Raw genomic sequence first — 26,571 nt, 5'->3', positions numbered from 1 at the left:
AGGATCGGCTCGGTCGTTGCGACTGCTCTGATGCTGCTGGATCATCGAGACGTCTGAACCGTGTCGGGCGAGGAGGGCGTGGCTCGAATCCTCGCTTCAGCTCTCTAACAAGGGATTTGACTACCGATAGGAGCATTGACAGCTAGAATTCGACAGCGCTCCCGGATCGGTCGACGAAGGACAGCAGCATGCCGCTAGAGGTCAACAAGCATGTCCAACGCATACGTCGTTACCAGCCCTTCGACGTCGACACCTCTGAGATGATCTACGAGCTACAGGCAGACTGGACGCAGTCACTGTTCCCCGTCGTGACGCTCGACTATCTGCTGAAGGCCATTGAGCGACCGACCACGAAAACTATTGTCCTGACCGGCGACGCTGGGCATGGCAAGACGAGCCTGTGCGCCAGCCTTCTGACTGCGCTGCGGAACGATGCCGAGACGGTCACCCCAGAGGTTCGGAAGGCAGTTTTCCGCGAGCTGTCCGAGGCCGGCAACGCCAGCCGCCCTATTGGCCAGACCCATAGCGGACGCCCGCTGTACATCATTAAGGATCTCAGCGAGCTCAGTGTGCAGGCGGGTGCTCGCAAACTCGTGGAGCTGCTCGACCCTCCGGACGAGGGCGTCGCGATCATCTGCGCAAACGAGGGCCAGCTACGCAAGTGCGTCGCCGAAGACGACAACCTTGACAAAGGCGGCACCGGTCGCGCCAAGATTCTGGTGACGACCCTTGCGGAAGGCATCATCCGCGGGCAGGTCAGCGACCCCAATGGCACGGTCATTGTCATCAATCTCAACTACCAGTCCGTGGCAGCCGACAACCCCAACGGCGGGCTCATCCCTTGGGTCCTGAAGCAGTGGACCACGACGCAATGGTCACGGTGGAAGCCCTGCGAGGCCTGTGATGCACGGAAAGTCTGCCCAATCCTTGCCAACCGCAACGAACTAAGCGATCCCACCCGCGGGCATCAGCGCCGGGCCGCGATCAGGGACGTGTTCGCCGCGGCCGAGCGCACCGGAGCCGTAGTTACGACCCGTCAGGCGCTGTCGGTGACCAGCTACATGCTCACGGGCGGCCTGTCCTGCGAGAACGTCCATGCCAGGTACCAGCGGTCGCACTCGAACACATTGTGGCAGGCTCCACACTTGTACCACCAGGCTCTCTTCGGTGACCGGCTGACCCAGCAACAGCGTCATATGGTTCCCGCCTTCTTCGCACTACGAAAGCTGGACCCGGGCAAGGTCTCCCGTCGCCAGGTCGACGACCGGCTGGACCCGGACACGGCTGGCGACTTCCCTCCCGCGGACGCCAGCAGTTACCTGCAGAAGGTCCGTACGAGTCGGGACGTTCAGAAGCAGGCCGAACAGTTGCGGGGCTTGTACACGTTCCTGCGACGAGCTGACTTCTTCAACAGCGACGACGACAAGGACCGGTTCGCCCGCATGGGTTTGCAGGCTGGCGACGACTTCGTCAGTGTCCAGGACGAGAACCGGGACATGGCAGACACCAGGGTGCGAGACCGCTTCCTCAAGGGACTGGAAGCCGTCCAGGGCATCCACCGCGCAGGGAGCAACCCTGACTTCTTCATACTTGACCCGGCATTCTTCACCCACCGCGCACGCGCGGCCGTCATCTCACGGCGAGTACCTAGCAAGGGCGTAGAGGTCGTCGACCAGGTCACCCAGTGGCAGCAGGAAGGCCGGACGGGCATCACCCCCGAGATGCAGAACGCCGTCGAGTGGCTCAACCGGGCCATTTACATCCGTATCCCGGCCGTCGCCTCTGACCATGGCGCAGTCTCGGTGGAAGCGGACCTCCTGCGCTTTGAGCTGCTGACTCGGTGGGGCGCGGGCCTGCGTAGCGAGGTCCAGCACGAGGCAGAGATCCGGGGCCTGAGTGGATCCCTGGCAGAGCTGGCTGACTCGTCGAACAAGGACGACGAGATCCAGGTATTGGTGGGCAACGTCATGAGAAAGCTCATGATCGACGTCGGCGACAAGATCAGGTCGGTGCATGCGTGATGGCTGATCGTTCCAAGGCCGAGGTCGTTCTTCGTCTCTTCGGGGTGAATCTCGAACAGCAGGGGCGCGGTTTCTACGTACCGCTTGAGATGCTCGCGATCGCCCGCGGCGTCTACATGGCGCATCAGGAAGACCAGGAGAAGTTCGCAGGACTTCTGGACGCCGGTGCCGACACCGCCTACAAGCGGACCTCGCACGACCTGGCCCGGCGGATCGCGACCAAGACCCGCATCGTCGAGGGCGACGAGAAACTCGGGAAGGCCGTCGAGCTGGACTCTCCCGAGACGTTGGAAACGCTCCACGCCCTGTTCTCTTCCCTGTTGGTCGAGATCCCCGGGCGTCGTAGCCAACCAAGTTGGTTCGGCGCGCACATCTATCCGTTCGTCGGCGAGCTCATCCACTACGACGCAGTCGAGCGACGAATCAAGCAAAGCGACGCATCCCTCACGAGGAGCGCCAAGAAGCGCACGCAGGCTGGCGCGGTCGCAGCTGGCATAAATGCTCCGAGTATCGAGCGCTACCTCTTCCGCGATGGTGGGGGTTGGGCCTACAAAGTCCTGCGCAGCGACCCTGATCCGGACCGCAAAGAAGCGACCCGACAGGGCCTGACCGACCTAGTACAGGACAGCGGCACCCCGCTGGGCAACCTTGCCAAAGCCCTCAGCGCGCACGACTTCGACTACGACGAAGCCCCCGTGGAGGGCTCAGACGCAGGAATCGAGCTGCACGAGGATCTCAGCCCGTGGCCTGACCTACTGAGGGCAGGGACCCGCAACATCGTCACACGGATTTCGACGGTCCCCAGGGCCAAGCGCACCGAGAGCCTCATGCACTGGGTCCCCTACTGCTTGGCACGCCACCAGCTGCACCTCGCACGCACGAAACTCGGTGCTACCGATCGCGAGTCGATCCTGTTGGACTTCGGCAACGAGGCAACCCCGCTGCGCAGAGAGTCGCAGAAGTATCTCACCGGCTGCCGCAATGACATCGTAAACGCGATCAACGTCCAGGCCCGGGAAATGATCGACGAAATCGAAGCCGAATGCGACGAGGTCAAGAAGCGGCGATACGAGAGATTCACCAAGGAAGCTGGCAACGCGGTCGCCTCGCCCCGAGCGTTCTTCAGCGAGACCCTCGCCGCTGTGGGAGCTCTGAACGCGACGGTAGGGCGCCGCCATTTCACTATGAAGCCCCCGATGCTCGAGGGCCTGGTGTCTGCCACCGTCTCGCAGAGTACGGAGATGGAGTTCGACCAGTTCTGCGCACTGCTGTACGAGAAGTACGGGCTCGTGGTGGAAAACAAGGTCGCGGCTGCGAGCCCGTTGGCCTACGAGGTTGACCCATCGGTCCTTGACCACAACGGCAAGGCCTTCCGGGAAAAGCTGGCCGCTATCGGTCTGCTCACTCAGTATTCAGATGCAACCAGCATGGTCCGAGGGGAGCCCCAGTGACCTCCAGCAGTGTCCGAGCCCTAGGTCGATTCGTCGCCGACGAAGCACTCCGTAAAGTCACTGAGATCAGCGGAGCCCGTGCCGTCCTGCGAGTCAGCGGGTTCGATCGGCCGACCGTGGCCGAGGCGCTCCGTCGGACGGCACAGAGTGTGTTGGAGTTGCCCGACCGTCAGGTTGTCGTCAAGGTCGGCACCTCGGAGCCGATCGAAGGCGTACCTGTTGAGTATCTGCTGGATCCACAGGACCAGCTGACCAAGTGGCGTAATTCGGGACAGGGTATGGCGGTGTTGCTCTTCGAGTGGGGGCAGTCGCCAGACGCACAGGGGCTGGCGGCCATGAACGCCCTTGACGATGCCTCAATCCTGGGCGACTACCACGAGGCCGTCGGCGAGCGCGGGTTCGACAGGTTCATGGCAGAAGCATGGCGGGAGGCGGGTGGCATCGGCACCGTTCCAGCCCTGATGGCCACCCTTCTGCCGGAGATCTGGCGTGCGATCACCGACGAGGAGCCCCGGTCCTTGCACCGCTGGGCAGCCTTCCTGGTCGAGACCGCGCACAAGGTGGCAGCAACTGAGGTCCACACCCCTGACGTGGTCTATCCCGAGATCTCTGCAGCCCTGCCCGCTCTTGACCTCTTCCCGGACCGAGGACTCTTCATCAAACCCGCGGCGCTGCCCGCCCGGATCAAGAAGAATGTCTCGGTCAGCGCCTTCAAACAGCCCTCTGGCAAAGAGATCACCGAAGACGACCTGATAGACCGCATCGCGACGACCGAGTTCAGCAAGGAGTCCCTGGACCACATCGGTACGGACTCGGAGACTGCCAAAACTCGCATGCGCAGCCTCGTACTCGACCTCAATCGGAGTGGTACTACCCCGCAGGACCCTCGTCAGCTGCGCTGCGAGCAGGACCTGACCCTCTGGCTTGAAGTCTTCGAGCAGAAGTCCACGAAGATCGGTCTGGGCCAACAGGTCCGGCAGGAGATCGAGAGGACCGCCACAGAGCGGGTCGACGAGTTCGACGCCATGTTGATCGAAGACGCGCTCGACCGCGGAGACCAGGAATCCGCACAGCGCTTCCTTGACGAGGCTCCCACCGGTGGGACCGAACCGCTGGCAGACCTGCTGTCCAAACGGTCGCGCCGCAAAGTCGAGAAGCTTGCCTTCCCAGACTCACAGTTCGTCCAGGACCCACTGCGGGCACTGCTGCGCGAGCTGACGTACTTCGCCGACGAAGAGGAAGGGTCCGTCGTCGTCAGGCTTGAAGGCAATCAGGAAACCGGGCGGTGGAGCCGCTGGCTGTTCGCCTTCCTGTACGCACGCACTCTGCGTGATGTCCAGGACTCCACCGGACTTCGCCTGGCTCTAGAGGTCAACAACTGCCTGCTGGACCTGACCAAACCGCCCCTGCCGGAGGAGGACGAGCCGTTTGACCCGAACACCGAGTGGGCCCCGCTGCGCATCCTGGTCGAGATGGACGGCGCCGCCCAGCGACGCTTTCGCTGGGACCCACTGGGCATCCCAGGGCAGATCGCACTGGCGGCTCTCATCCATGGCTGGCGAAACCCACCTGGCCATGCCAGCAATCTAACCTTCGACACCTTCCTCGGGAAGTTCAATGACCCCCGGCTGTGGCAGGTCGACGAACCTGTGCCTGTCCCCGCAACACGTTTCGCCGGTCAGCTGGAGCGCGTCAAGCTGGAGCATTTCGAGCGGTTCTCCGACGGGCTTGACGCCGGGAACATCAGAGATTATGTCCGCGAGTGGGAAAGCATGCTTCGCGAAGCGCGCACCACCTTGGTTCCCGACAACGCTCCGAACGCAGACCTCGAGGCGGTCGTGCTGGCCGATGTCGTCAGATTGACCAATCGCCGCATGATGATGTTGGCTACCCACCCGCTAAAGCTGCGCTGGCTGGCAAACAACTACGCAGAGGCCGCCGGCAGCATCGAGACTGCCTTGAACAAGGAGGGAGGTCTTAGTCTCAACCAGGAGAACGAGGACCTCTTCTTCGACGCGATCGACCGTATCTCCCCACATGGGACACCGGCGGTGCTCGTCGGGCCCGGCGGCACAATCGCCATTCCGATGCGGGAATCGGCCGGGCACGAGGAGTACGTGCCGGTCCGCTTCGGCGGCAACGAGTCCAAGGACTGGCTCTCCAGCGTGGACGAGACCGCGATCGACGAGATGGTCCGTGTCATCACCGACTACCTGTCGACCTATCCCCACAAGCTCGACGGCCTCCGCGTATTGCTTCTGGACCGAAACGGAGACCCGGTCCTTCCCATGCGCGTGGCAAAGCAGATGCGGGCCAAGAACCCTCGCCTGAAGGTTGATCTGGTTGTGCTGGCTCCCCAAGCCACCCATCACGAGATCATCCAGGGTTTCGACCTACAGTTCTCCGGCGCGGAGATGACCGAGGACAGCTTCCTACCCGACGTCCAACTCATCCTGCAGGCATGGGAGCCCGACCAGGAAGCAGACCTGTCAGGGCTGGAAAACACCATCGATCTCGCTCTGGCTCCGGCCCTGTTCGGCACCCAGACAAGTGTCAAGGAGAGCACCAAGAAGGAGTCCCTGTCCGGCTCCTTCAACTCCTGGAAGCACCCGGCCTCACACAACCTGGCTCAGACCAGCGAGAACGTCGTCAGGGCACTGTTGCCCGAGACCGCCGACGAGACCCTCGAGTCCTGGTCGACCTTGTGCGTGCGCTACGACCGCCGTTCACCGGTCTCCAGGGAGAGTGTCGACAGCATCGACTACTTCGAGATGCAGGTGCAGTTCGACCAGCACCAGGACTTGTTCACCACCCTGCACCGCGTGGCCCACTGGGTTGTCACCCTCGATAGCTTCATCGGCCGTGAGCAGATCGATTCTCTACGTAACCGCCCTGACGTCATCCTCGTCAAGCCCAATGTCGGCAAAAATGAGTCCTACACGCTCATTGTCAGCTCGCAAACCGGTCAGCAGTTCGTCGTCCAGCGACTGCGGCGCCGACTCGAACAGATCGGGGTCGTCACCCCGCAAGACTCCGAAGACACCGCCAAGCGGATCTACGAGGTCGGCCGCAATGTGGCGCCTGGCGCCGTGCTGCGTTCCCTCGGTATCGGCACCACAGTAAACGAAGTCGTCGGCTTGGTCGCCACCCGGTTCGTCATCGACCAGCAGTTCCCCGTCCCTCGGCAGGGCACGAGCCTGGTCACCTGGATCAGCTTCGACGAGCACCATCGCTGGTTCGGCCGAGGACACAAAACCCGTGCGGATCTGGGTCGGTTCGTGCTGACCGTCCAAGACGACGGCACGGTCCAACTGGATGTCCTGGTCGCCGAGTCCAAGTTCCGCCAGACCTTCGACGTCGGCTCGGCCGAGGAACAGCTCAATCGCACCACTGACCTGTGCGAGGACGCCTTCCGCTCGGACGGCGAGGCTCGCCATGACCATCCCTTCTGGCTGGACGAGCTTGCCGCCGCGATCACTCAGACCAGTGGGAATGCCATACCGGCCGCAGACCTTCCAGCCCGCACCATGATCGGCACCGACGACCACCGTCAGGTCGAGGCGAAAATCCTTGACGCCCTGCGCTCCGAGGATGTCCGGCTCGGTTCAGTCACCGGTGTTGCCGTGGCCATCTCCGCTGAGGATGATCAGCCAGCCCCTACGCTCGGAAGCATCGGCAAACACACCCTGGTCAGGCTGAACAAGCATGAGCTGCTGAACCTCATTGGCGCTCTGCGCGCCAACCACGAACCCATCAATGCCGACCACCTTGTTTTCTCTGAAGGCCTCAGTGGGACCGAAAATGTGCCAGACGCTGGCGTCAGGCACTCCTCGCCGGGCAATTCCGCCGAACTGCCCACTGAGGAAGTACCGACTGCACCTGTCGAGGTTTTCGGAGCGACAGCTCCAACAAACGCCCCAAGTGCGCCAGTCGCGCGTCACCCGGCCGCATGGGTGGATCCTGTCTCTCTGAAGGCTCACCGTGGTGGGCTCCCAGAGGAGGAGCTGAGGCTCCGATACAACAGAGTCGTCGACGTCTTCGCCCGCCACAAGGTCGCGGTTACCGCACCGGAGGTCGGCAAGTGGCAGGAAGGACCTGGCTTCTATATCTTCCGGTTCATCCCCAATCCCGGGGTCACCGTGGACAAGCTGACCAACCGACGCGACGAAATCTTCCTGGCCCTGGCACTGCCCTCCGGATTCAGTATTCGCACCCGCAGCGACCGCGGCTCTGTGCTCTTCGAGATCCCTAAGATCGACGACGAGAAGTACGGGATAGACGCCAAAGCACTGTGGCAGCAATGCCCGACCGATCCCGACAGCCTCATCGCTCCGCTGGGCGCCGACATCGAAGGCAACCCGGTCACCATCGACCTGTCCTCCGCGGACTCACCGCACTTGCTGGTGGCCGGCACTACCGGATCAGGAAAGTCCGTCGCTCTGGACACGATCCTCAAAGGCTTGGTCCGGTACGACAAGAACACCCTGCGACTCCGCCTTGTTGATCCCAAGGGCACCGAGCTTGTCGACTTCGAAGACGACCCTCACCTTGATGGCATGATCGGCATGGACGCCGCCGACGCCATCGAGATTCTCGAGGAAACCGTCGAAGAGATGGCTGTGCGCTACGGGGACATGAAGGCGATCCGTTCACGCAAGCTCGTCGAATACAACGCCAAGGTCGGCAAAGCAGAGCGAAAGCCCTGGATCGTCATCGTTCTGGACGAGTACGCCGACCTCACAAGCGATCCCGAGGACAAGAAGCAAATTGAAGCACTGCTCAAGCGCCTGACGCAGAAGGCTCGCGCTGCGGGCATCCACGTCATCGCAGCCACGCAGCGCCCGAGCGCGGATGTTATCTCGACGACCATCCGCTCCAACTTCCCCGCCCAACTCGCCCTGCGCGTCAAGACCGCAACCGACAGCCGCATCATTCTGGACGAGACCGGAGCCGAAGCCCTGGCTGGGCAGGGCGACGCCTTCCTTCACACGGCCAAGGGCACCATACGAGTACAGATCGCCTACGACGGGAGCTGACCAAGGCCCTGCCAAGCGAAAACGAGCGAGCCGTGCCAATCCGTGAACCTACACGTATGGAGCGACCACGGCCGCGATCGTCTGTGAGTACCGACCATCCAATCGGCGATGGCTCGCCGAAATTCCACCAGGGCTGTCCCTCGGCGGCGTCGCGGCCGCACGATGGACCGCGCCGCACGGCGCAGAGTGTCTGCTTGTACCGATCTGTGGGCCAGACTGTGCGGCCTCGCCTGATCCGAACGCCACTTCCGGCGACCCGGGGGTCCACTACGCGAGCCAAAGTGCTGGTCTAGTGTCTCGGCGCACTCATTCTGCGTCTCTGCTTAACTTGTCGTTATGTTCAACGAAGACGGAGTCGGCAAGGTCATAGCCCTTCGAATAGCATCACTGGTCGATGCTGATTCGGCATGGCACAACTATCTGTGGCAGGTCGGAACCCTAAGGGCTATGAGCGACTGCATGGCACTCGCTGATTCGAATACGACCGAAGCGCGAGTGCAGTATGTGATTAATACGGCTCGACGGATAATCAAGAACGATCCAGTCCTATTGGGTCGTCGACGCGGTCAGGTTCTAGACTCCATGCCGAAGAAAGCTGATCAATTTCGGTCCGGAACTCACTCGTACTTCGTATTGCAGCACGAAATAGGCCAACTCGAAAGCGAATATTTCAGCCTATGGCAGAGATTTATTGCGAGCATTGACGAGTGCGAGGATCCTATTTCGACGAAACTGGATCTGAATCTAATTTCTTGCTACATCGCGGGGCATCTGCGCTGGTGTGGGTTCTCGGACAAATGGATCCTGAAGCACTGCAATTATCATATCAAGCATCGCCCAGAAGATTCCACCCTTGAGGAAATGCTAACTTCGGCTGCCCGGGTTGCGCAGAATGGCCCAGGGGAGTATACATTTCTGGTGCCTCTGCCAGTCAACGGCGAGTATGATCTCGACAGCGAGCCGCCATGGTTGTCGAAAAGTGAGTTTGAGGGCAAATTTGCAGAATATATGCCAGGCGAGGAAATGCCTAAGAATGCGGGTGGACTGATCTTCCAGGCGCCAGCAATCGAAAAGTATCGCGCAACCGAGCTATTTGCTAAATTTCTGCAAGACGCGTTGGCGAGAGGTCGTCTAGTCGAAGCAAAGCTGGAACTTAAACCCGACGGTGGGGCATGGATGCATCCAGGCTCCAACGCGTTGGACCTTCCGGACTTGGCGAGCACTACCTTTATCCCCTTGGAATCGTTGGCAATGGGGGGTGACCGCTGGAAGCTTCAAAAGCTTCGCCCGGACGTCGAAGCGGGGTTGGATCTACTATCTAATATCGGGGCAGTATCGATGAGATCTGCGTGCGTGACAACGTGGGCAATGGTCGAGACGATGTTCGCTGATGCATCCGACTTCGGCTCTCTTGCGGACATCTCCGATCGTCCCGCCGACCTATTGACGTGCATGTATGTGACCGATTTGTTTGACAAGCTCGCATCAAGCCATATGATGCTTGGTGATGATGAACTTTCGGTGAAACTCAATGGGGCCGACATGTATCGAAGAGTTGAGCTCACCGTCGATTCCCTTTTAGCGGCGCGAACGTTATGTGTAGACGCCGAGCATGGCCCCATTCTTTTGCAGCAGGCTCGCAATCTAGCGGTCGAAACTGGCCGGTTTAACGTAATCCGTGCCGAGTTCTCGGAGTCTATTCGCAGATTGTACGGATCGCGCAACGAGATCGTACACGCTGGCGTCATCGAGCCATATGGAATGGGTGAAAATTTGAGAGTTGCCGCCAAATTGTTGGCAGCCGTTCTCGACGAGTCCCTTCGTCACTCGCAAGTGTCCCGAGAGCCAGTGGCACTGGTTGCGGCGAAATGTCGCTGGTTATTGAACCGGGTTGAAATTGGGGCGGATATTGCAGGACTCACTACTTTTCATGAGAATTGATCACCTGATCCGAATATTGGTTGTTCCCTTACCGAAGCATGGAAGTCAAATCGAACTATCCAACTCATATGAAGCCCTAGGCCTCGGTGCGAAGTTGCTGATCGAGTTTCGCCGCGGATTCGAGTATGTGCATTGACAGTGGGCGGGGCATACTGTTCGCCTCAAGAAAATCCTGCAGGGGCAGCGGGACAGGGAACTTACGCCAACGGTACAGGAACGTCACTACGTCGACCGGGAAGTGATCACCGATCCCTTCCAGTATCTGGAGATCCTGAAGCTGCAGGACAGTAGGGCGGGCGACACGACCTTGGAACTCGGCGAAGATCGACATGGCGCGATTTCCGTTGTCGAGTTCGGACAGCATCGAGCTGGGGGTACCTGAGTTTGGTACGACGACGATGGGAACGAAGATCGCATCCGGTTGTGGTTGCCCAGACCATCCCAGTCGGCGCACGAGGCCCATGACCGAGGCTAGTTGCTTGAACTTGCGGTTGGTCAGGATCTTGTCCGCGTCTGCGCTGTAGGTCTCTCCGTCTGCAAGGCCCTGCGCCAGAGCGGCGTTCACGGGGTGATGTGTCGCCTCCACAAGGATGCTGATCGGTCCGGCGCGCAGCACCCAGTCGCACACCGAAGGCTTCTGTCCCTTCTTCTCCGTCCACTCACGCTCCATGATGGTTTCGGGGACGAGGGCGTCGATCCGCTGGCTGCGTGTTGCGATGCGTGTGAGGATGCCGCCTACAACGTCCTCGAACTGGTACTTGATCCCCTCGCCGAAACGCTTAGCGCTCGTATCGTCGCCGCTAGCTGCGAAGGCAGCCATAACGTCAAGCTGTGCGGGATCACCGAAGAACCGCTCGGTTGCCCATTGAGAGCGCAGGATCAGTACCTTTCGGTCTCCGAGATCGAGAAACGGGTACCGGGTGAACGTGTACCGCTGGAGCTTGACGTTGCCTCGTTCGCGGTCGGCCGCAAGCTGCTCGCGATAGCGCGCGAGATCCAGCGACATGTTCCCGGTGATGAAGTCCCGCACCTGGCAGTCACCGATGAGGTCGTCGAGACGCACAATGGTCTGACCAGAAGCCCCTGCGTCTGCAACTGCAACGCCAGCTCGGAGGAAGTCTTCGAAGGCGATCCCGGTCGCCGACTTGAAGGTGTCGGCGGGGGTGACACCAAGTGTGTCGGCCGCTCGATCGGCCCACGGTGAGTACCAGAAGTCCACGACGTCAGCCTTGAGACACTCGATCTTGCGAGGCGTGTTGAACAGCATGCCGGCGGTATGCCCCTGAAGGAACTGGTGTGCTGTTGCGTACAACTCGTCAGGTGCCATCGCCTGGAACTTCGCGTCGAGCTGTGCCAAATCGGAGTCGGTCGGCACGTCGGACTCGAACTCGGCGGGCGTCTGCTGTTCGGTGGCGATGGACAGCAGCAGGTGGACCAGCTCGTCCGCGCTCAGCAGTCTCGATGATGCCGAGTCAGTCTCCATCAGCTCGCGCATTAGTTGGACGGTCATCTGCGGGGAAGCCATGACGTTGCCGCGGTTCACCTCCGTCCGAACTGCGGCAACCCAGTCTTCAGTCGTTCGCGCCAGCAAGTCCAACTGCAGCGGTTTGATGTCCCAGTGGGTCGTGGACGCTATGTCCCATCGGGCTTGGATGTCCACCACCCTCACGAGAGCGTCCTGTACATCAATCTCGCACAGCAGTGCTCCCCGTTCCTCTTCGGTCATCGCGGTGATACCCACCATTCCCGCGACGATGGCCATGGGCTGCTGCTGCAACGATTGGATCACCGGGCCGGTCTCTGGCGGTAGACCCGTCAGGTCCGGCGTCGGAAAGTTGATGCCGGGGTTCGTCGGCTGCCTTCTTGCCCTACGTGTTTGCCTATTCGCCACCGGGCAAATATTCCATGCCCATGAAGTGCACAGCACTCGATCAGCAAAGGTAGGCCAAACGGACTGCACGGTCTTGTAGGGCAGCTCGAAGGCGAGCAATTGGTCTGTGACCACGTTCAGCTTGGAGCACGGCTGCGATGAGTATCCGACGCCGGCACACACGGAGTGCGTAAGCAACATTTCACCCCCGCCAACATCGCGACCTCTTCACGCCGCAACCCCGGGGTCCGCCGACGACCCGCCGCGGGCAGACCGACGTCCGCCGGCCCGACCCGCTCCCGCCGCGACCGCAGGAAATCACGGAGTTGCTCACGACGGTGGGCGGACGCTGCACTGGCCATCCCTCCACGCTAACCGCGCCGCCACGGTCCCGGCGACTCGTGGCGGCGCGGTCCGGCTATTCGGCGTCGCGGCTGGTGAAGTCGAAGGAGTCGCCGTCGATGCCCCAGGAGATGATGCGTTCGGGGTGGATGCGGAGGATCACGCGTTCCTGGTGGGGGAACGGGGGCTCTTCGTCGGCGAGGGTCTCCGCGTGGCCGCGGACCTCGATGCCGCGAATTACGTAGGGCTCCAGGGAGACCTGTTGGTCGATGACGAACGACACGCGGCTGCCCGCCTCGACATTGCGGTACTTGCGGCTGGTGCGCATCCGCATGCCGCCGATGTCGATGGTGCCGTCGGGGTTCAGCCGGTAGTTGGTCGGGTTGTTCTGCACGACGCCGTCCGGCGACACCGTGGCGAGTCGGCCGATCCCGGCCTCGGTGAGGAACTGCTGTTCATTGGTGGTGAAGGACATGTCGATGACTCCTCGGTGATGGGGTGGGTTCAGAACAGGATGATCGCGGCGCACAGGCCGGCGATGGCGATGAATTGCAGGGTGACCCGGTACTTCAGGATGCTGTCCCACTTGTCCTGCAGCGCACGGGCATCGGCGGGGATGACGCCGCTGAGCGCGGCGGCGGTCTGCCTGGTGTTGATCGGCTTGGCGACGCGGACGTAGAGGGCGAGCCAGGTCAGCAGCGCGGCGACCGCGATCCCCGCGGCGACCGCGGCGGCGATCTGCCCGGCCAGCACCGCGATCAGCAGTGTGAGCACCGCGGTCACCACGCCGCTCACGCCGACGATCGGCATGCGCTTGTCGCCGTAGTAGTGTCCCCACCCCGCGCTCACGGTCACGGTCGCGTCGTCGAGCTTGCGGTAGACCGACCGCATGATCACGGCCCCGCAGACATCGGTGCCGTAGACGACGGCATTGGCGAGAACGGCGGCGGTGGCGATGATCTGGCCGGTGACAACGAGCATTTCCTGGCTCCCTCTTCGTGATATCTAGCATCGCTAGAAGCTGGAGCAAAGGTAGCATCCGATCGCTAGCATGTCTAGCGTTGCTAGATTCTGAAGCGTGGCCGAGCTGCCGTGTGGAGTCGGTGGACGGGCTTACGCTGAGCAGGTGTCGGTGCTACCTCTGATCTTCACCGCGGGCTGGGCCAGCGGGATCAACGCGTACGCGGTGGTGTTCCTGCTCGGGTTGTTCGGGCGGATCGGGTGGGCCGGTGACGTGCCGCCCGGGTTGCAGCGGACCGATGTGCTGGTGGCCGCCGGCGTGCTGTTCCTCATCGAGGCCGTGGCGGACAAGATTCCGTATCTGGACTCGTTCTGGGATGCGGTGCACACGGTGGTGCGGCCCGCGTCGGGCGCGGTCGTCTCTGCCCTGATCGCGGGGCAGGATGATTCGCTACCCACCATGTTCGCCGCGGCGGTCGGCGGCACCACCGCCTTACTCAGTCACATTGTCAAGGCCGGTTCGCGGATGGCGATCAACGCTTCCCCGGAGCCGGTCACCAACATCGCGATGAGCACCGCGGAGGACATCACTGTCGGCGGAGTCGTCACCCTGGCGGTGTTCTTTCCGGTGTTGGCGGCGGTGATCGCCGCGGTCCTCTTGGCGACCGGACTGTGGGTGGTCTATCTGTGTGCCAGCCGAATTCGTCGCTACCTACGGCGAAGGCGAGAACGCCGCGCCGCGCGAACCGGCCGCGGCGACCCGGCCCTCGAATAGGACGTCGTGACTCGTCCGACGCTCAGAAGTCTTCGATGCGGTACGCGATCACCGGCCACGTGGTGGTGAGATTGAGCCATTCGCTCGCGCCGAGGAACTGCTCCTTCGGGTCGGCATTCTTGTGTATGCGGCGGACGCTGTCGGCGAAGGGGGAAGTGTATTCCAGATAATCGGGGCACACCCATTCTTCTTCTTTTCCATCGCACATGTCGTTTCCGTCGAAGGAGTCCCGAGCACAACGAACCAGGTGCTCGACCAGTGATGTTGCCTCGAATTCACAGGTGAGCCGCGGGTACTGCGCTTCCACCGCGGTTCGCAGACGACGTTCCACGGCGTCCATGATCCACGGCTCGAACCGCGTCATGAGGCCCGACAACCAGGGTCGATCCGGTCGGGGCGATGGTCGGCCGACCAGATGTGCCGCCATGAGCATTTCCAGCCAGACGATGATCCCGGGGTCGTCGGCCAAGTCTGTGACCGCCACCTTCGCGTTCAGATCGATCGCCTCGGCCTTCCAGTAGGCCAGGCGGCTGCGCAGGAAGTACAAGCCGGAGTGGTCGGGTCCCAACACGCGCGTTTGATCGGGGAGCAGAATCTCGAACTGTTCGGCGGCCTTGGCGGGGTTACCCGCTTTTCCCGTCCACCGTGCGAAAAGCGCTCGCGTGTCGAGGGTGAGCTTGTGATCGCGTCCAAGCACCCGCGCGCGGTCGAAAGCCAGCTGCCGATATTGCTTTGCCGCCTCGGGCGCATCGAGTGCCTTGCCGGTCCAATAGGCTTGCCACTCTCGGCTGTTGAGGGTGTCGCTCTCGTCAGGGCCTTTGACGCGGGTGTAGTCGGCGGCGAGGGTCTGGAACTGTTTCGCGGCTTCGGCGGTGTTGCCTGCTTCGCCGGTCCAACGTGCCATGCCCCAGCGGCTGTCGAGTGTGTCGGTGTGGTCGGGGCCTTGAATGCGAGAGCGATCGGCGGTGAGGGTCTGGAACTGTTTCGCGGCTTCGGCGGGGTTCCCGGCTTCGCCGGTCCAACGCGCCATGGCCCCTCGGCTGTTGAGCGTGTCGGTGTGGTCGGGGCCTTGAATGCGAGAGCGATCGGCGACGACGGTTCGGTAGAGGTTCACGGCTTCGGTGGGGTCTCCGGCTTCGCCGGTCGTGCGTGCCAGCCGACTCCGGTTGTTGAGGGTGTCGGTGTGGTCCGGGCCTTGGATGCGAGAGCGATCGGCGACGAGGGTTCGGTAGAGGTTCACGGCTTCGGCGGGGTTCCCGGCTTCGCCGGTCCAACGCGCCAAGCCTCCTCGGCTGTCGAGTGTGTCGGTGTGATCGGGGCCTTGAATACGGGAGCGATCGGCGACGACGGTTCGGTAGAGGTTCACGGCTTCAGCGGGGTTCCCGGCTTCGCCGGTCATGCGTGCCAGCCAACTCCGGTTGTTGAGGGTGTCGGTGTGGTCCGGGCCTTGAATGCGAGAGCGATCGGCGACGACGGTTCGGAAGAGGTTCACGGCTTCGGCGGGGTTCCCGGCTTCGCCGGTCCAACGCGCCAAGCCCCCTCGGCTGTCGAGTGTGTCGGGATGGTCGGGGCCTTGGATGCGAGAGCGATCGGCGACGAGGGTTCGGTAGAGGTTCACGGCTTCGGCGGGTTTTCCTGCCTCGCCGGTCCACCGAATCAACTGCGAACGCGCGTCCAAGGTCAGTGGATGCTCCGGGCCGAGAACACGGGCGTAGTCGGCAAGGACCGCCTCGCACATACTCACCGCTTCCTCGGCGTTCCCGGCCTCCCCGGTTGAATGTGCGGAGTAGGCGCGGGTCTCCAAGGTGCGGCGGTGGTCCGGTCCGAGCAGGCGTAGGGAATCGGCGACTATGCTGCGGAGCTGATCCGATGCTGCGGCATAGTTTTCGGCTTCGCCGAACCAATGCGCGGCGCGCGTCCGGAATTTGATCAGCGTGTCAGCGTCGACGTCATCGGCAATGGCAACCAGTGCTTGCAACTGGTCTCGGGCGCGACGAGCGTCACCCGACATTCCCGCGAGCCGTGCGACGACATACTTGGCGTCGAGTGTCTCCGCGTGCTGGGCGCCGAGGACCCGGACGCAGTCTTCCACGAGCCCCGCGGCGGGATATGCCGCGCGAAGGTAGGCGGAAGTATCGAGGCAGTAGTCCGTGAACGCGATGCGGGTGGTCAGTGTTCTGCTGTCGGTACTGCCGAAAGCTGTTGTGCATTCGGTCAGCAGAGTGGCCATGAGTTCGACCGCCCGGTGCGTGTCCCCAGCCAGGTCGTGGTCCTTGGCCTCGGCGCCTCTCTGGTCGAATTCCGCCATCAGACGCGAAATCTCCGGGGTGTTCACCATCGTCGGTCTGGCGTGTGCCCGTGCGGAAACGAGTGCGGGGAGTGCCCGGCGCAGGGCAGCGGCGAAATCCCCACAGCTGTCGAACCTGTCGTTCGGCGATTTCGAGGCCGCGCGGGTGAGCACCTGGTCGAGCGCGGCGGGTAGATCCGCCCGCGTGCGCCGCAGACTCGGCCACGGTTTGACCAGATGCCCGGTAATCACCTGACCGGGGTGGTCTGCCGCGAACGGTGACGTTCCGGTCAGCAGGGTGAACATCGTGCAGGCCAACGAGTATTGATCGGACCGATGGTCGATGGTCGATGCCGACAGCTGCTCGGGTGACGCGAACGCCAACGTGGCGATGAGGGTGCCGGTGACGGTGAGATGGGTCTCCGAATTCAGCAGGTGGGCAATGCCGAAATCGGTGAGCACCGCGCGTTCGGCACGGCCGACATCAGGGGATGAGCAGAATGTTCGCCGGCTTCACATCCCGGTGCAGCACGCCATTGCTGTGCGCGTAGTCGAGCGCGGCGGCCGCTTCCCCGATGATGCGCACCGCTCGCTCGGCCGTCACAGTGGTGGTGTCGAGCCGTGACGCGTCCACGCCGGGCACGTATTGCATCGCGATCCACAGGTGTCCGCGGTCGTCACCCCGATCGGTGACTCCGACGATGTTGGGGTGATTCAAGCCGGCGACGACATCGGCCTCGCGCAGAAACCGTCGCCGCGCGTCACTGTCACGGGATACGTCCTGCGCCAACAGCTTCAACGCCACACGCTGCGGCAGTCGCGGGTGTCTGGCCAGGTATACCGTGCCCATCCCGCCCTGTCCGAGCATGTCCTCGATGACGAATCCCGCGAACTCATCGCCGAACGTCAGCGTGACCACAACGCGCCTCCCCCTGTGACCCGAGCACTATTGGCAGCATAGCGACAAGTCGGTAACCGACACGATCCGATGAGACAGGCTGCCGGACAACATCATCGTCGCAAGCGCGAACCACTGCCGCAGGCACACACGATGCCGGCTCCGCGCTGGTCAGCGCACCTGTGGCGCGACCTTGGTGCCGAGCAGGTCGATACTGTGCAGTACCTGTTCCGGCGGGAGGGTGCCGACGCTGGTGTGCAGCATGAACCGGTCCAGGCCGAGGGTGTCGCGGACCTCGGCGATCTTGCTCGCCACGTAGTCCGGCGTGCCGACGAACAGGGAACCGCTCTGCGAGCGCAGGGCGTCGAACTGCTCGCGGGTCATCGGGCCCCAGCCGCGTTCGCGGCCGATGGTCGACATGGCCAGCGCGTACGGCGCGTAGAAGTCGGCCACCGCCTGTTCGTCGCTGTCGGCGACGTAGCCGTGCGCGTGCACTGCCACCGGTTGCTTCTCGTGGCCGCCCTCGGCGAGGGCTCGGTGGTACAGCTCGACCAGCGGCTTGAACCTGGCCGGCTGACCGCCGATGATCGCGATCGCCAGCGGCAGCCCGAGCAGGCCCGCCCGGATCACCGACTCCGGGCTGCCGCCGACGGCGATCCACACCGGCAGTGGCCGGTCGTCGGTGCGCGGATAGACGGTGGCGTCGCGCAGCGGCGCGCGGAACCGGCCCGACCAGGTCACCGGTTCGTCCGCGCGCAGGCGCAGGAGCAGGGCCAGCTTCTCCTCGAAGAGGTCGTCGTAGTCGGCGAGGTCGTAGCCGAACAGCGGGAACGACTCGGTGAACGACCCGCGCCCGGCCATCAGCTCGGCCCGGCCGTTCGACAGCCCGTCCAGGGTCGCGAAGTCCTGGTACACCCGGACCGGGTCGTCGGAGCTGAGGACGGTCACCGCGCTGGTCAGCTGGATGCGTTCGGTGCGCGCCGCCGCGGCCGCCAGGACGACGGCGGGCGAGGAGGCCGCGAAATCCTCGCGGTGGTGCTCACCGACGCCGTAGACGTCCAGGCCCGCCGCCTCCGTGGCGACGGCCTCGTCGACGACCTGGCGCAGCCGCTCGGCGGCGGTCGGCGCGGGCCGGTCGCCGGTGGGGTACAGCTCGGCGAAGGTGGTGAGCCCCAGTTCCATGTGAACCTCGTTTCGGGATGCGGTCTGCTCCGGTCATCTCCTAAACGGACCGTGGTCCGGCGAAATTCCCCGCCGTTACGGATGGATGCAGATTATCTATGACAAAACTATAGTGGCCGGTATGACCGCCCTCGCGACGACGCGCACCGAACCCGACCTGTCCTTCCTGCTCGACCGCACGAGTCACGTGCTGCGCACCCAGATGGCGGCGGCGCTGGCCGAGATCGGGCTGACGGCCCGCATGCACTGCGTGCTGGTGCACGCGCTCGAGGCCGAGCGCACCCAGGCGCAGCTCGCCGAGCTCGGCGACATGGACAAGACGACCATGGTCGTCACCGTCGACGCGCTGGAGAAGGCGGGTCTGGCCGAGCGCAAGCCGTCGAGCGCCGACCGTCGGGCGCGGATCATCGCGGTGACGCCGGAGGGGGCGAAGCTCGCCGCGCGCAGCACCGAAATCGTGGACGGTGTGCACCAGGCGGCGCTCGGTTCGCTGCCGAAGGTGGAGCGGGACACTCTGGTTCGCGCATTGAATCTGCTGGTGGAGGGGCAGTTGTCGACCGTGGTGGAGGCGGCGCCCGCGCGTCGCGCACGGCAATAGTCCGTTATAGATTGTCTGCAACGAAACTATCTAGTACGGTCATTTCATGACCTCTTCTCAGCGCATCGCGCTCGCGGTGCTGTCGGCGGCGACGCTGATGACCATCCTCGACGGCAGCATCGTCACCGTCGCCATGCCCGCGATCCAGGCGGACCTCGGCTTCACGCCCGCGGGCCTGAGTTGGACCGTCAACGCCTACCTGATCGCCTTCGGTGGACTGCTCCTGCTGGCCGGACGGCTGGGCGATCTGATCGGCCGCAAGACGATGTTCCTCACCGGCATCGTCGTTTTCACGGCGGCCTCGCTGCTGGCCGGTGCCGCGGGCACCCCGGCGATGCTGGTGGCGGCGCGCTTCCTGCAGGGCGTCGGCAGTGCTCTGGCCGCGTCGGTGGTGCTCGGCATCCTGGTCACGATCTTTCCCGGTCCGCGCGAACGGGCCACGGCCATCGGCATTTTCAGCTTCACCGGGGCGGCGGGCGCGTCGATCGGGCAGGTGCTGGGCGGAGTGCTCACCGATGCGCTGAACTGGCACTGGATCTTCCTGATCAATGTGCTGATCGGGGTGGTGACCGTTCTGGTCGCCGTCACGGCGCTCCCGGCCGACCGCGGTCTGGGCTGGGGCGCGGGCGCCGATGTGCTCGGTGCCCTCCTGGTCACGGCCGGGCTGATGCTCGGTATCTACACCATCGTGGAAGTCGAACGGTACGGCTGGGTGTCGCCGCACACCCTGGGGCTCGGCGCGGTGTCCGGCGCGCTGCTCGCGGGTTTCGTCGCCCGTCAGGCCACCGCGCGACGGCCGTTGCTGCCGCTGCGGATCTTCCGCTCCCGCAGCGTGTCCGGCGCCAATGTGGTGCAGATGCTCACGCTCTCGGCGATGTTCGCCTTCCAGATCATCGTCGCCCTCTACCTGCAGAAGGTGCTGGGCTACAACGCCTTGCAGACCGGGCTGGCCATGTTGCCCGCAGCCCTCGCCATCGGCGGGGTATCGCTGTTCGCCTCGGCCCGGCTGATCACCCGCTTCGGCGAACGGACCGTGCTCATCGCGGGACTGGTCCTGCTGCTGGTCGGCATGTCGTGGCTGATGCGGCTGCCCGTCGACGCGGACTATGTCACCGATCTGCTGCCGATGATGGTGCTGATCGCCGGTGGCGGGCTGGTGCTGCCCGCGCTCACCGCGCTGGGCATGTCGGGTGCCTCGGCCGACGACGCCGGGCTCGCCTCCGGCCTGTTCAACACCACCCAGCAGGTCGGAATGGCGATCGGGGTCGCGGTCCTGTCCACCCTCGCCGCCACCCGGACCGGCGCCGAACTAGCCACGGGCGCAACCGAAGCCGTCGCGTTGACCGATGGCTATCGCCTCGCGTTCACCGTCGCGGCCGGTCTGCTGGCGGCGGCGTTGCTGGTCAGCGTGACGGTGCTGCGCCGACCGGGGACCACCGCCGAGGCGACCACGGCGGACGCGGTCCCCTCCTTCTGAACGGCCGACCGCAGGGGTGGCGTATCGCCCGCCGCCCCTCCGGTCACTACCGGCGGCGGGGCGAGGCCGCGCTCAGCTGGTCGTCGAACCAGCTGACGAGTTCCGGATCGTCGAGGCCGTCCGCGACCAGCAGGGCCGCGGAGAGGTCGTGCGAGCGGGTGTAGGCGTTCTGCGCGGCGACGCATCGCAGCCCGGCAGCCGTCGCGGCGTGCACACCGTTGGCGGAATCCTCCACCGCGACAACGTGCTCGGGCGCGCACCTCGTCCTGGCCAAGACCTCCAGATAGACCGCCGGGCTCGGTTTGAGGTCGGGGACCTCGGTCCCGGTGACCACGACATCGAAGACCGGGCCGAAGGCATGGCGCAGCAGGGGTTCCACCCACGCGCGGGTACCGGTGGTGGCCACGTGCAGCGCGATACCGCGGGCGGCGAGCCGCTCGATCAGCTCCCTGGCACCGGGCCTGGGCTGAATCCGCCCGTCCTCGACCAGGTTCCGCATGATCCGGGTCTTGATGGGGTGCAATCGTTCCGCGAGTTCCCCGGCCTGGGCGGGCGAGCGGCCGGTGCTCTCGAACCAGTGGGCCATCCGCTGGGTGCCGCCGGCGATCCGCAGCAGGTCGCCGTAGCGGTCGACATCCCAGCGGTCGGGGAGCCCGGCCTCGGCGAAGGCCGCGTTGAACGCCACCCGGTGCCCGTCGCGCTCGCTGTCCACCAGGGTGCCGTCGACATCGAAGATCACCGCGTCCAGGCGGGTCATCGGGCACCGCCCAGGTAGTCGCGGACCCGGGTGAGCACCGACGACACGGTGAGGCCGTGGTGGGCCATGACCTCGGCGCCGGGACCGCTGTGCCCGAACGTGTCGATCCCGATCGCCAGGTCGACCACGCCCGCCCAGCCCGTGGTGCTGCCCGCTTCGATGCTGACGGTGTGGGCCGAGGGATCGGGGGAGTAGCGCGTGCGATCCAGCACCGACACCACCCGCACGATGTAGCCGTCGGCCCGGAGCTCGTCGGCGACCGCCACCGCCAGCGCGACCTCCGAGCCGGTGGCGACGATATCGACCAGGTGGCGTCCCTCGGTGACGAGCGGCTCGGTGGTCTCGCTCGGATCACCGTCGGTGGTCGGAGATTCGCCGGTCGTCGTCCTTCGCGAGTCGGCGACGGTGTTGTGTTGCGGCAGGGACTGTCTGGACAGGATCAGTGCGGTCGGGCCGTCGGTGCGGCGCAATGCCAGCTCCCAGGCGAGCGCGGTCTCGGCGTCGTCGGCCGGGCGCAGTACCTGGAGACCGGGGATCAGGCGCAGCGACTCGACGTGCTCGACGGGCTGATGCGTCGGCCCGTCCTCGCCGACCGCGATCGAATCGTGGGTGAGCACGTAGATCACCGGCTGGCCCATCAGCGCCGACAGGCGCAGTGCGGGACGCAGGTAGTCGGCGAAGACCAGGAATGTACTGCCGAACACCCGGAACCCGCCGTGCAGGCTGATCCCGTTGAGGACGGCGGCCATGCCGAACTCGCGGATACCGAACGCGATCGCCCGGTGCGTGTAGTCGTCCCGGCCCAGCACCGGACCGAACGAGGTGCCGGTCGACCCCGCGAGATCGGCCGAGCCGCCCACCAGTTCCGGCAGGATCGGCCGCAGGGCGTCCAGGCAGGCTTGCGAGGACTGCCGGGTCGCGCGCGGCGCGTCACCGACGATGCCGGACAGCGTGTCGTCGAGTCCGGCGGGCAGTGCGCGCGCACCGGTCCGGGTGAACTCGTCGGCGCGTTCCGGTGCGGCAGAAGCGAAGGCGGCGAACCGAACGAGCCAGTCGGCCCGGTCCTCGGCGCCGATCTCGGTGAGCACCGCGCACGTCGCGCGGACTTGCTCGGGGACCGCGAAAGCCGGATAGGTCCATCCGGCAAGCGCTTTGGCCCGGGCGAGCTGATCCGCGCCCAGCGGTGCGCCGTGCGCCTTCGCGGTGCCCGCCACGTCGGGCGCGCCGTGCCCGATCACCGTCCGGACGGCCAGGAAACTCGGCCGCGGATCGTCTTTCGCCCGGGTGAGGGCCGCATCGATCGCGGCGATGTCGGTGCCGTCGGCCACCGTCTCGGTGTGCCAGCCGTAGGCGGCGAAGCGGGCGAGCTGGTCGTCGCCGCAGGATCGGTCGACGGCGCCGTCGATGGTGATGGCGTTGTCGTCCCACAGCACGATCAACCGGCCCAGCCGCAGCTGCCCGGCGAACGAGGCCGCCTCGTGGCTGACACCCTCCATCAGGCAGCCGTCGCCGACGATCGCGTAAGTGCGGTGGTCGGTGATCTCCGGGTAGCGGGCGTGCGTCATCCGCTCCGCCAGTGCCATGCCGACGGCCATCGCCAGGCCCTGACCGAGCGGACCCGTCGTGCACTCGACGCCCGGCGTCTCGCCGTACTCGGGATGACCCGGTGTCCGTGAGCCGAGCTGCCGGAACCGGCGCAGCTCCTCGGTGGGCAGGTCGTAGCCGAACAGGTGCAGCAGCCCGTACAGCAGCGCCGAACCGTGCCCGGCGGACAGGACGAACCGATCCCGATCGGCCCAGGCCGGGTCGGCCGGATCATGGCGCAGATGCCTGCTCCACAACGTCCACGCCATCGGCGCCGCCCCCATCGGCATCCCCGGATGCCCCGAGTTCGCGGCCTCGACCATGTCGGCGGCGAGGAAGCGCAGGGCGTCGACGGCGAGCTGATCGGTGTCGACAGCGGACGCGGCGAGTGGCCGATGAACAGTGGATTCCGGCATGGCGGCGCCTTTCGATCGGGTCCGTCCATCCGACCGCACGCGGGTCGCGCGGCCTTCCCCCGCGCGGGTGGCCGCACGGGTGATTTCTCGCCGATTGCCGTGAGCCCCTGCCGTTTTCCACCGTACTGTGGCGGTATGCCGGAGCCGCCGCCCCCGTTACGGCTGGTGCTCGTCGACGACCACGAGATGGTCCTGCGCGGGCTCGACGCGATGCTCGGCCACTTCCCCGACGAGGTCGCGATCGTCGGCCAGTCGACCACCGACACCGCGGCCCTGCGCCTGATCGACGAGCACCGGCCCGACATCGTCCTGTGCGACGTCCGGATCGGCAAGGCCAGCGGCCTGGATCTGTGCAGGCAGATCACCGAACGGTATCCGGCCACCCGGGTCGTGGTGCTCACCGTCTACGACGACGAGCACTACCTCTACCAGGCGCTGCGCGCCGGCGCGGCCGGGTATGTCCTCAAGCGGGTGGACGGGCGCGAACTCGTCGCCCACCTGCGCCGGGCCGCCGACGGCGAGACGGTCATCGATCCCGCCCTGGCCGGCCGGGTCGCCCTGGCCGCCGCCCGGCTCGACGCGGGGCAGTTCTGGTCGGGCGCGCATCTCGGGCTGACCCAGCGCGAGTCGGAGGTCCTGGGACTGCTGGTCTCCGGGCACTCCAACCGGGCGGTGGCGGGCAAGCTGGTGGTCAGCGAGGACACGGTGAAGACCCACATCCGCGGGCTGTATCGCAAACTGGGCGTGTCCGATCGGAGCGGGGCGATCGCGGTCGCGTTGCGGGAGGGGCTGTTCCGGTGACCGGCGTCGCGCCGAGCGCCGCGCAGCTGGCCCCGCTGCTCGCGGCCGAGGGTGTGCTGCTGTACGCGGTCGACGGGCAGGACCTCACCGTGGTCGACCTCTGGCCCGCCCATCCGTCGGCGAGCGCGCTGACCCTGCAGGTCGGATTCGGGGTGACCGGACTGGTCGCCCGGACCGGCACGCCGGTGCTGCTCGATCGGGATTCGCCGCGTAATGCGATGCACCGCAGCCTGTTACGCCTGGATCCCGACCGGACCATCGCCCGGATGTGCCTGCCGCTGCGCGGCATCGACGACTCGGTGGTGGGAGTCCTCGCCGCCCATCGGGATCCGGCGACACCGTTCGGCCCGGCCGACCTCGCGCGGGCGGAAGGCTACGCCGGCGTGCTCGGCCTGTCGTTGCACGCGCACCGGTTGTGGCGCACCGTCACCCGGCATCGCACCGAACGGGATCGCCTCGTCGAACAGGCGATCTCGGCGCAGGAGACCGAGCGCAGGCGGATCGCGTTCGACCTGCACGACGGGGTGACCACCGCGCTCGCGTCGATGTCGTTCCACCTGTCCGCGGCCGACCTGACCGTCTCCGAACTCGCCGCCCACGTCGCCGCGGGCGACGAGTCGGGCCTGCGGGCGCTGGAGCGGGCCCGCGCCGAACTGGTCGGCGCTCGGACCCTGGCCGACTACGCCTACAACGAGACCAGGGCGGCGATCTCGGGCCTGCACAGCCTCGTCCTCGACGACCTGGGCCTGGTCGCCGCGCTCGAATCGCTGGTCCGCACCGCGAGCACCGGCGGTGGCCCGGCGATCGAATTCCTCGTCGACCCGGCCGCCGCCGTCGGCGACATCCCCGAGCACGCGGCCGCCGCCCTGTACCGGATCGCGCAGGAGGCGCTGGTGAACGCGGTCAAGCACGCGGGTGCGAGCCGGATCGTGCTGTCGCTGCGCCGGGTCGGCGACTCGGTGGTGCTGGGGTGCTCCGACGACGGCGCGGGGTTCGACCCCGCCGCGCGCCGGGCCGAACGGTCCGCCGACGCCGACCAGCACTTCGGGCTGAGCTCGCTCGCCGAACGCTGCGCCGTCATCGAGGCCTCGCTGCGCATCGAGTCGCTGCTGGGGCGCGGCACGATCGTGCTGGTCGAGCTGCCGATCCGGTAGTCAGCGGGTCGCGTCGGCGGCGCTGCGGCAGTTCGCCAGCAGCACCCGCTGGGCGTCGGCCACCGTGGCGGGCGCCCCGGCCCACGTGTGCAAGGCGGCGCTGACCAGCGCCCGCCCGAACGAGAACGTGACCGACCACGGGCGGTCGCCCCTGGCGTGCAGCGCGCGCAGGTAGTCGCAGACTTGCTCGGTCGGCTGACCACCGGAGAGGAAGGCGATGCCGGGAACCGCGGCGGGCACGGTGTCGCGCAGGACCTCGAACGTCGCCACCACCACCTCGTCGGCGGGTGCGGGCGCGGCGTCGAGTCCCGGCGTCACGAAGTTCGGTTTGAGCACGATGCCGGTCAGGTCTACCCCGGCGGCGTCGAGGGCGGCGAACAGCGAGCGCAGGGCGAGCCGGGTGGCCTGGGCGGACGCGGCCAGATCGTGCTCGCCGGTGCACAGCACCTCCGGCTCCACGATCGGCACGATGCCGTGCTCCTGACACAGCGCGGCGTAGCGCGCCAGCGCGTGGCCGTTGGCGTGGGCGGCGTAGGGCGTGATCGTCCGCACGTCGAACACGGCCCGCCACTTGGCGAAGGCGGCCCCACGCTCGGCATAGGACGCCAGCCGGGCGCCGAGCCCGTCGAGTCCCTCGGTGACCAGCGCGCCCGCCTGCCCGGGCAGGGCGGTGGTGCCGGTGTCGACCTTGATGCCGGGCAGCAGGTCGAGGTCGCGGGCCGCGACGGGGAAGGGGCGGCCGTCGGCGAGATCCTGGCCGAAGGTCTCGTCGCACAGGATGATTCCGCTGACCCGATCCGCCAGCCCGTCGGCGGTGAGCAGCAGGGCGCGATAGTCGCGCCGGGCAGTCGCGCTCGCGGGGACGCCAGCCTGTTCCAGGCGGGCGGACATGGTCGTGATCGACTCGTCGGCGGCGAGAATGCCGCGGCCGCCGCCGGTCAGCTGCTGGGCGACGGCGGCGAGGGGCGGGGCGGGAAGTGTCGTCATGGTGACAGCGTGCGAGCGTGACGGTCGTCCGTCC

General features: G+C 65.4%; 18 protein-coding genes and 1 pseudogene. 9 read left to right on the top strand and 10 right to left on the bottom strand.

What is annotated here, in order from left to right; translation table 11 throughout:
- The first annotated feature begins 188 nt into the window (after window positions 1-188).
- The 4 genes from AB0L91_RS02600 (at window position 189) to AB0L91_RS02585 (ending at window position 10,449) form a co-directional block, all read left to right on the top strand.
- Window positions 189-2,021 carry a hypothetical protein gene (locus tag AB0L91_RS02600; RefSeq protein ID WP_365006991.1) on the top strand — a complete coding sequence of 611 codons (1,833 nt, stop codon included), beginning with the start codon at window positions 189-191 and terminating at the stop codon, window positions 2,019-2,021.
- Complete coding sequence (locus AB0L91_RS02595; protein WP_365006990.1) at window positions 2,021-3,472, top strand: hypothetical protein; 1,452 nt, start codon at window positions 2,021-2,023, stop codon at window positions 3,470-3,472. The genes AB0L91_RS02600 and AB0L91_RS02595 overlap by 1 nt, the downstream gene beginning before the upstream one ends.
- Complete coding sequence (locus tag AB0L91_RS02590) at window positions 3,469-8,508, top strand: FtsK/SpoIIIE domain-containing protein (RefSeq protein WP_365006989.1); 5,040 nt, start codon at window positions 3,469-3,471, stop codon at window positions 8,506-8,508. Before AB0L91_RS02595 ends, AB0L91_RS02590 begins: the two co-directional genes overlap by 4 nt.
- A 336-nt stretch (window positions 8,509-8,844) precedes the next feature.
- Window positions 8,845-10,449 (top strand): hypothetical protein, encoded by a 1,605-nt coding sequence (locus AB0L91_RS02585; RefSeq protein WP_365006988.1) that lies wholly within the window; start codon window positions 8,845-8,847, stop codon window positions 10,447-10,449.
- A gap of 76 nt (window positions 10,450-10,525) precedes the next feature.
- On the opposite strand, the gene AB0L91_RS02580 is transcribed toward AB0L91_RS02585, so the two are convergent.
- From AB0L91_RS02580 to AB0L91_RS02565, 4 genes and pseudogenes are all read right to left on the bottom strand, one after another.
- Window positions 10,526-12,211, bottom strand: coding sequence for a hypothetical protein (locus tag AB0L91_RS02580; RefSeq protein WP_365006987.1), 1,686 nt, complete (start codon window positions 12,209-12,211; stop codon window positions 10,526-10,528).
- Between the two features lie 311 nt (window positions 12,212-12,522).
- Window positions 12,523-12,681: pseudogene (locus AB0L91_RS02575) on the bottom strand (transcriptional regulator); the annotation flags it as partial.
- 56 nt (window positions 12,682-12,737) lie between these two features.
- Window positions 12,738-13,136 carry a PPOX class F420-dependent oxidoreductase gene (locus AB0L91_RS02570; RefSeq protein WP_365006986.1) on the bottom strand — a complete coding sequence of 133 codons (399 nt, stop codon included), beginning with the start codon at window positions 13,134-13,136 and terminating at the stop codon, window positions 12,738-12,740.
- 29 nt (window positions 13,137-13,165) lie between these two features.
- The gene (locus AB0L91_RS02565; RefSeq protein WP_365006985.1) at window positions 13,166-13,642 is read right to left on the bottom strand and encodes a DUF1772 domain-containing protein; all 477 of its coding nucleotides are present in this window, start codon (window positions 13,640-13,642) and stop codon (window positions 13,166-13,168) included.
- Window positions 13,643-13,787: 145 nt separating this feature from the next.
- Here AB0L91_RS02565 and AB0L91_RS02560 point away from each other — a divergent pair, with 145 nt between their 5' ends.
- Entirely contained in the window at window positions 13,788-14,396 is a 609-nt protein-coding gene (locus tag AB0L91_RS02560; RefSeq protein ID WP_365006984.1) for a DUF4126 domain-containing protein, read from the top strand.
- A gap of 22 nt (window positions 14,397-14,418) precedes the next feature.
- On the opposite strand, the gene AB0L91_RS02555 is transcribed toward AB0L91_RS02560, so the two are convergent.
- The 3 genes from AB0L91_RS02555 to AB0L91_RS02545 all read right to left on the bottom strand — a co-directional run bounded on the left by AB0L91_RS02555 (window position 14,419) and on the right by AB0L91_RS02545 (window position 18,763).
- Window positions 14,419-17,145: a tetratricopeptide repeat-containing protein kinase family protein gene (locus AB0L91_RS02555; RefSeq protein WP_365006983.1), complete on the bottom strand. Its 2,727-nt coding sequence runs from the start codon at window positions 17,143-17,145 to the stop codon at window positions 14,419-14,421.
- A 22-nt stretch (window positions 17,146-17,167) separates the two neighbouring features.
- Entirely contained in the window at window positions 17,168-17,602 is a 435-nt protein-coding gene (locus tag AB0L91_RS02550; protein WP_365006982.1) for a serine/threonine-protein kinase, read from the bottom strand.
- A gap of 150 nt (window positions 17,603-17,752) precedes the next feature.
- Window positions 17,753-18,763 carry an LLM class flavin-dependent oxidoreductase gene (locus AB0L91_RS02545; RefSeq protein ID WP_365006981.1) on the bottom strand — a complete coding sequence of 337 codons (1,011 nt, stop codon included), beginning with the start codon at window positions 18,761-18,763 and terminating at the stop codon, window positions 17,753-17,755.
- 121 nt (window positions 18,764-18,884) lie between these two features.
- Between AB0L91_RS02545 and AB0L91_RS02540 the strand changes: the two genes are divergently transcribed.
- Both AB0L91_RS02540 and AB0L91_RS02535 read left to right on the top strand, forming a co-directional pair.
- Window positions 18,885-19,361, top strand: a complete 477-nt coding sequence (locus AB0L91_RS02540) for a MarR family transcriptional regulator (RefSeq protein WP_365006980.1) — start codon at window positions 18,885-18,887, stop codon at window positions 19,359-19,361.
- 46 nt (window positions 19,362-19,407) lie between these two features.
- Window positions 19,408-20,838, top strand: coding sequence for a DHA2 family efflux MFS transporter permease subunit (locus AB0L91_RS02535; protein ID WP_365006979.1), 1,431 nt, complete (start codon window positions 19,408-19,410; stop codon window positions 20,836-20,838).
- 46 nt (window positions 20,839-20,884) lie between these two features.
- Here the strand turns inward: AB0L91_RS02535 and AB0L91_RS02530 are convergent, their stop codons facing one another.
- Both AB0L91_RS02530 and tkt read right to left on the bottom strand, forming a co-directional pair.
- Complete coding sequence (locus AB0L91_RS02530) at window positions 20,885-21,595, bottom strand: HAD-IA family hydrolase (protein WP_365006978.1); 711 nt, start codon at window positions 21,593-21,595, stop codon at window positions 20,885-20,887.
- Entirely contained in the window at window positions 21,592-23,595 is a 2,004-nt protein-coding gene (gene tkt, locus AB0L91_RS02525) for a transketolase (protein ID WP_365006977.1), read from the bottom strand. Before tkt ends, AB0L91_RS02530 begins: the two co-directional genes overlap by 4 nt.
- Before the next feature lie 135 nt (window positions 23,596-23,730).
- Between tkt and AB0L91_RS02520 the strand changes: the two genes are divergently transcribed.
- Together AB0L91_RS02520 and AB0L91_RS02515 are read left to right on the top strand one after the other, a co-directional pair.
- Complete coding sequence (locus tag AB0L91_RS02520) at window positions 23,731-24,396, top strand: response regulator transcription factor (protein ID WP_365006976.1); 666 nt, start codon at window positions 23,731-23,733, stop codon at window positions 24,394-24,396.
- Window positions 24,393-25,550, top strand: coding sequence for a GAF domain-containing sensor histidine kinase (locus tag AB0L91_RS02515; RefSeq protein ID WP_365006975.1), 1,158 nt, complete (start codon window positions 24,393-24,395; stop codon window positions 25,548-25,550). Before AB0L91_RS02520 ends, AB0L91_RS02515 begins: the two co-directional genes overlap by 4 nt.
- Here the strand turns inward: AB0L91_RS02515 and AB0L91_RS02510 are convergent, their stop codons facing one another.
- Window positions 25,551-26,537, bottom strand: coding sequence for a class I fructose-bisphosphate aldolase (locus AB0L91_RS02510; protein ID WP_365006974.1), 987 nt, complete (start codon window positions 26,535-26,537; stop codon window positions 25,551-25,553).
- Window positions 26,538-26,571: the final 34 nt, after the last annotated feature.

The organism is Nocardia sp. NPDC051833 (genome assembly GCF_040681225.1).
Taxonomy (GTDB): Bacteria; Actinomycetota; Actinomycetes; order Mycobacteriales; family Mycobacteriaceae; genus Nocardia.
The sequence above is the reverse complement of the archived record's forward strand: the minus strand, read 5'-3'. Positions and strand labels throughout refer to the sequence as shown.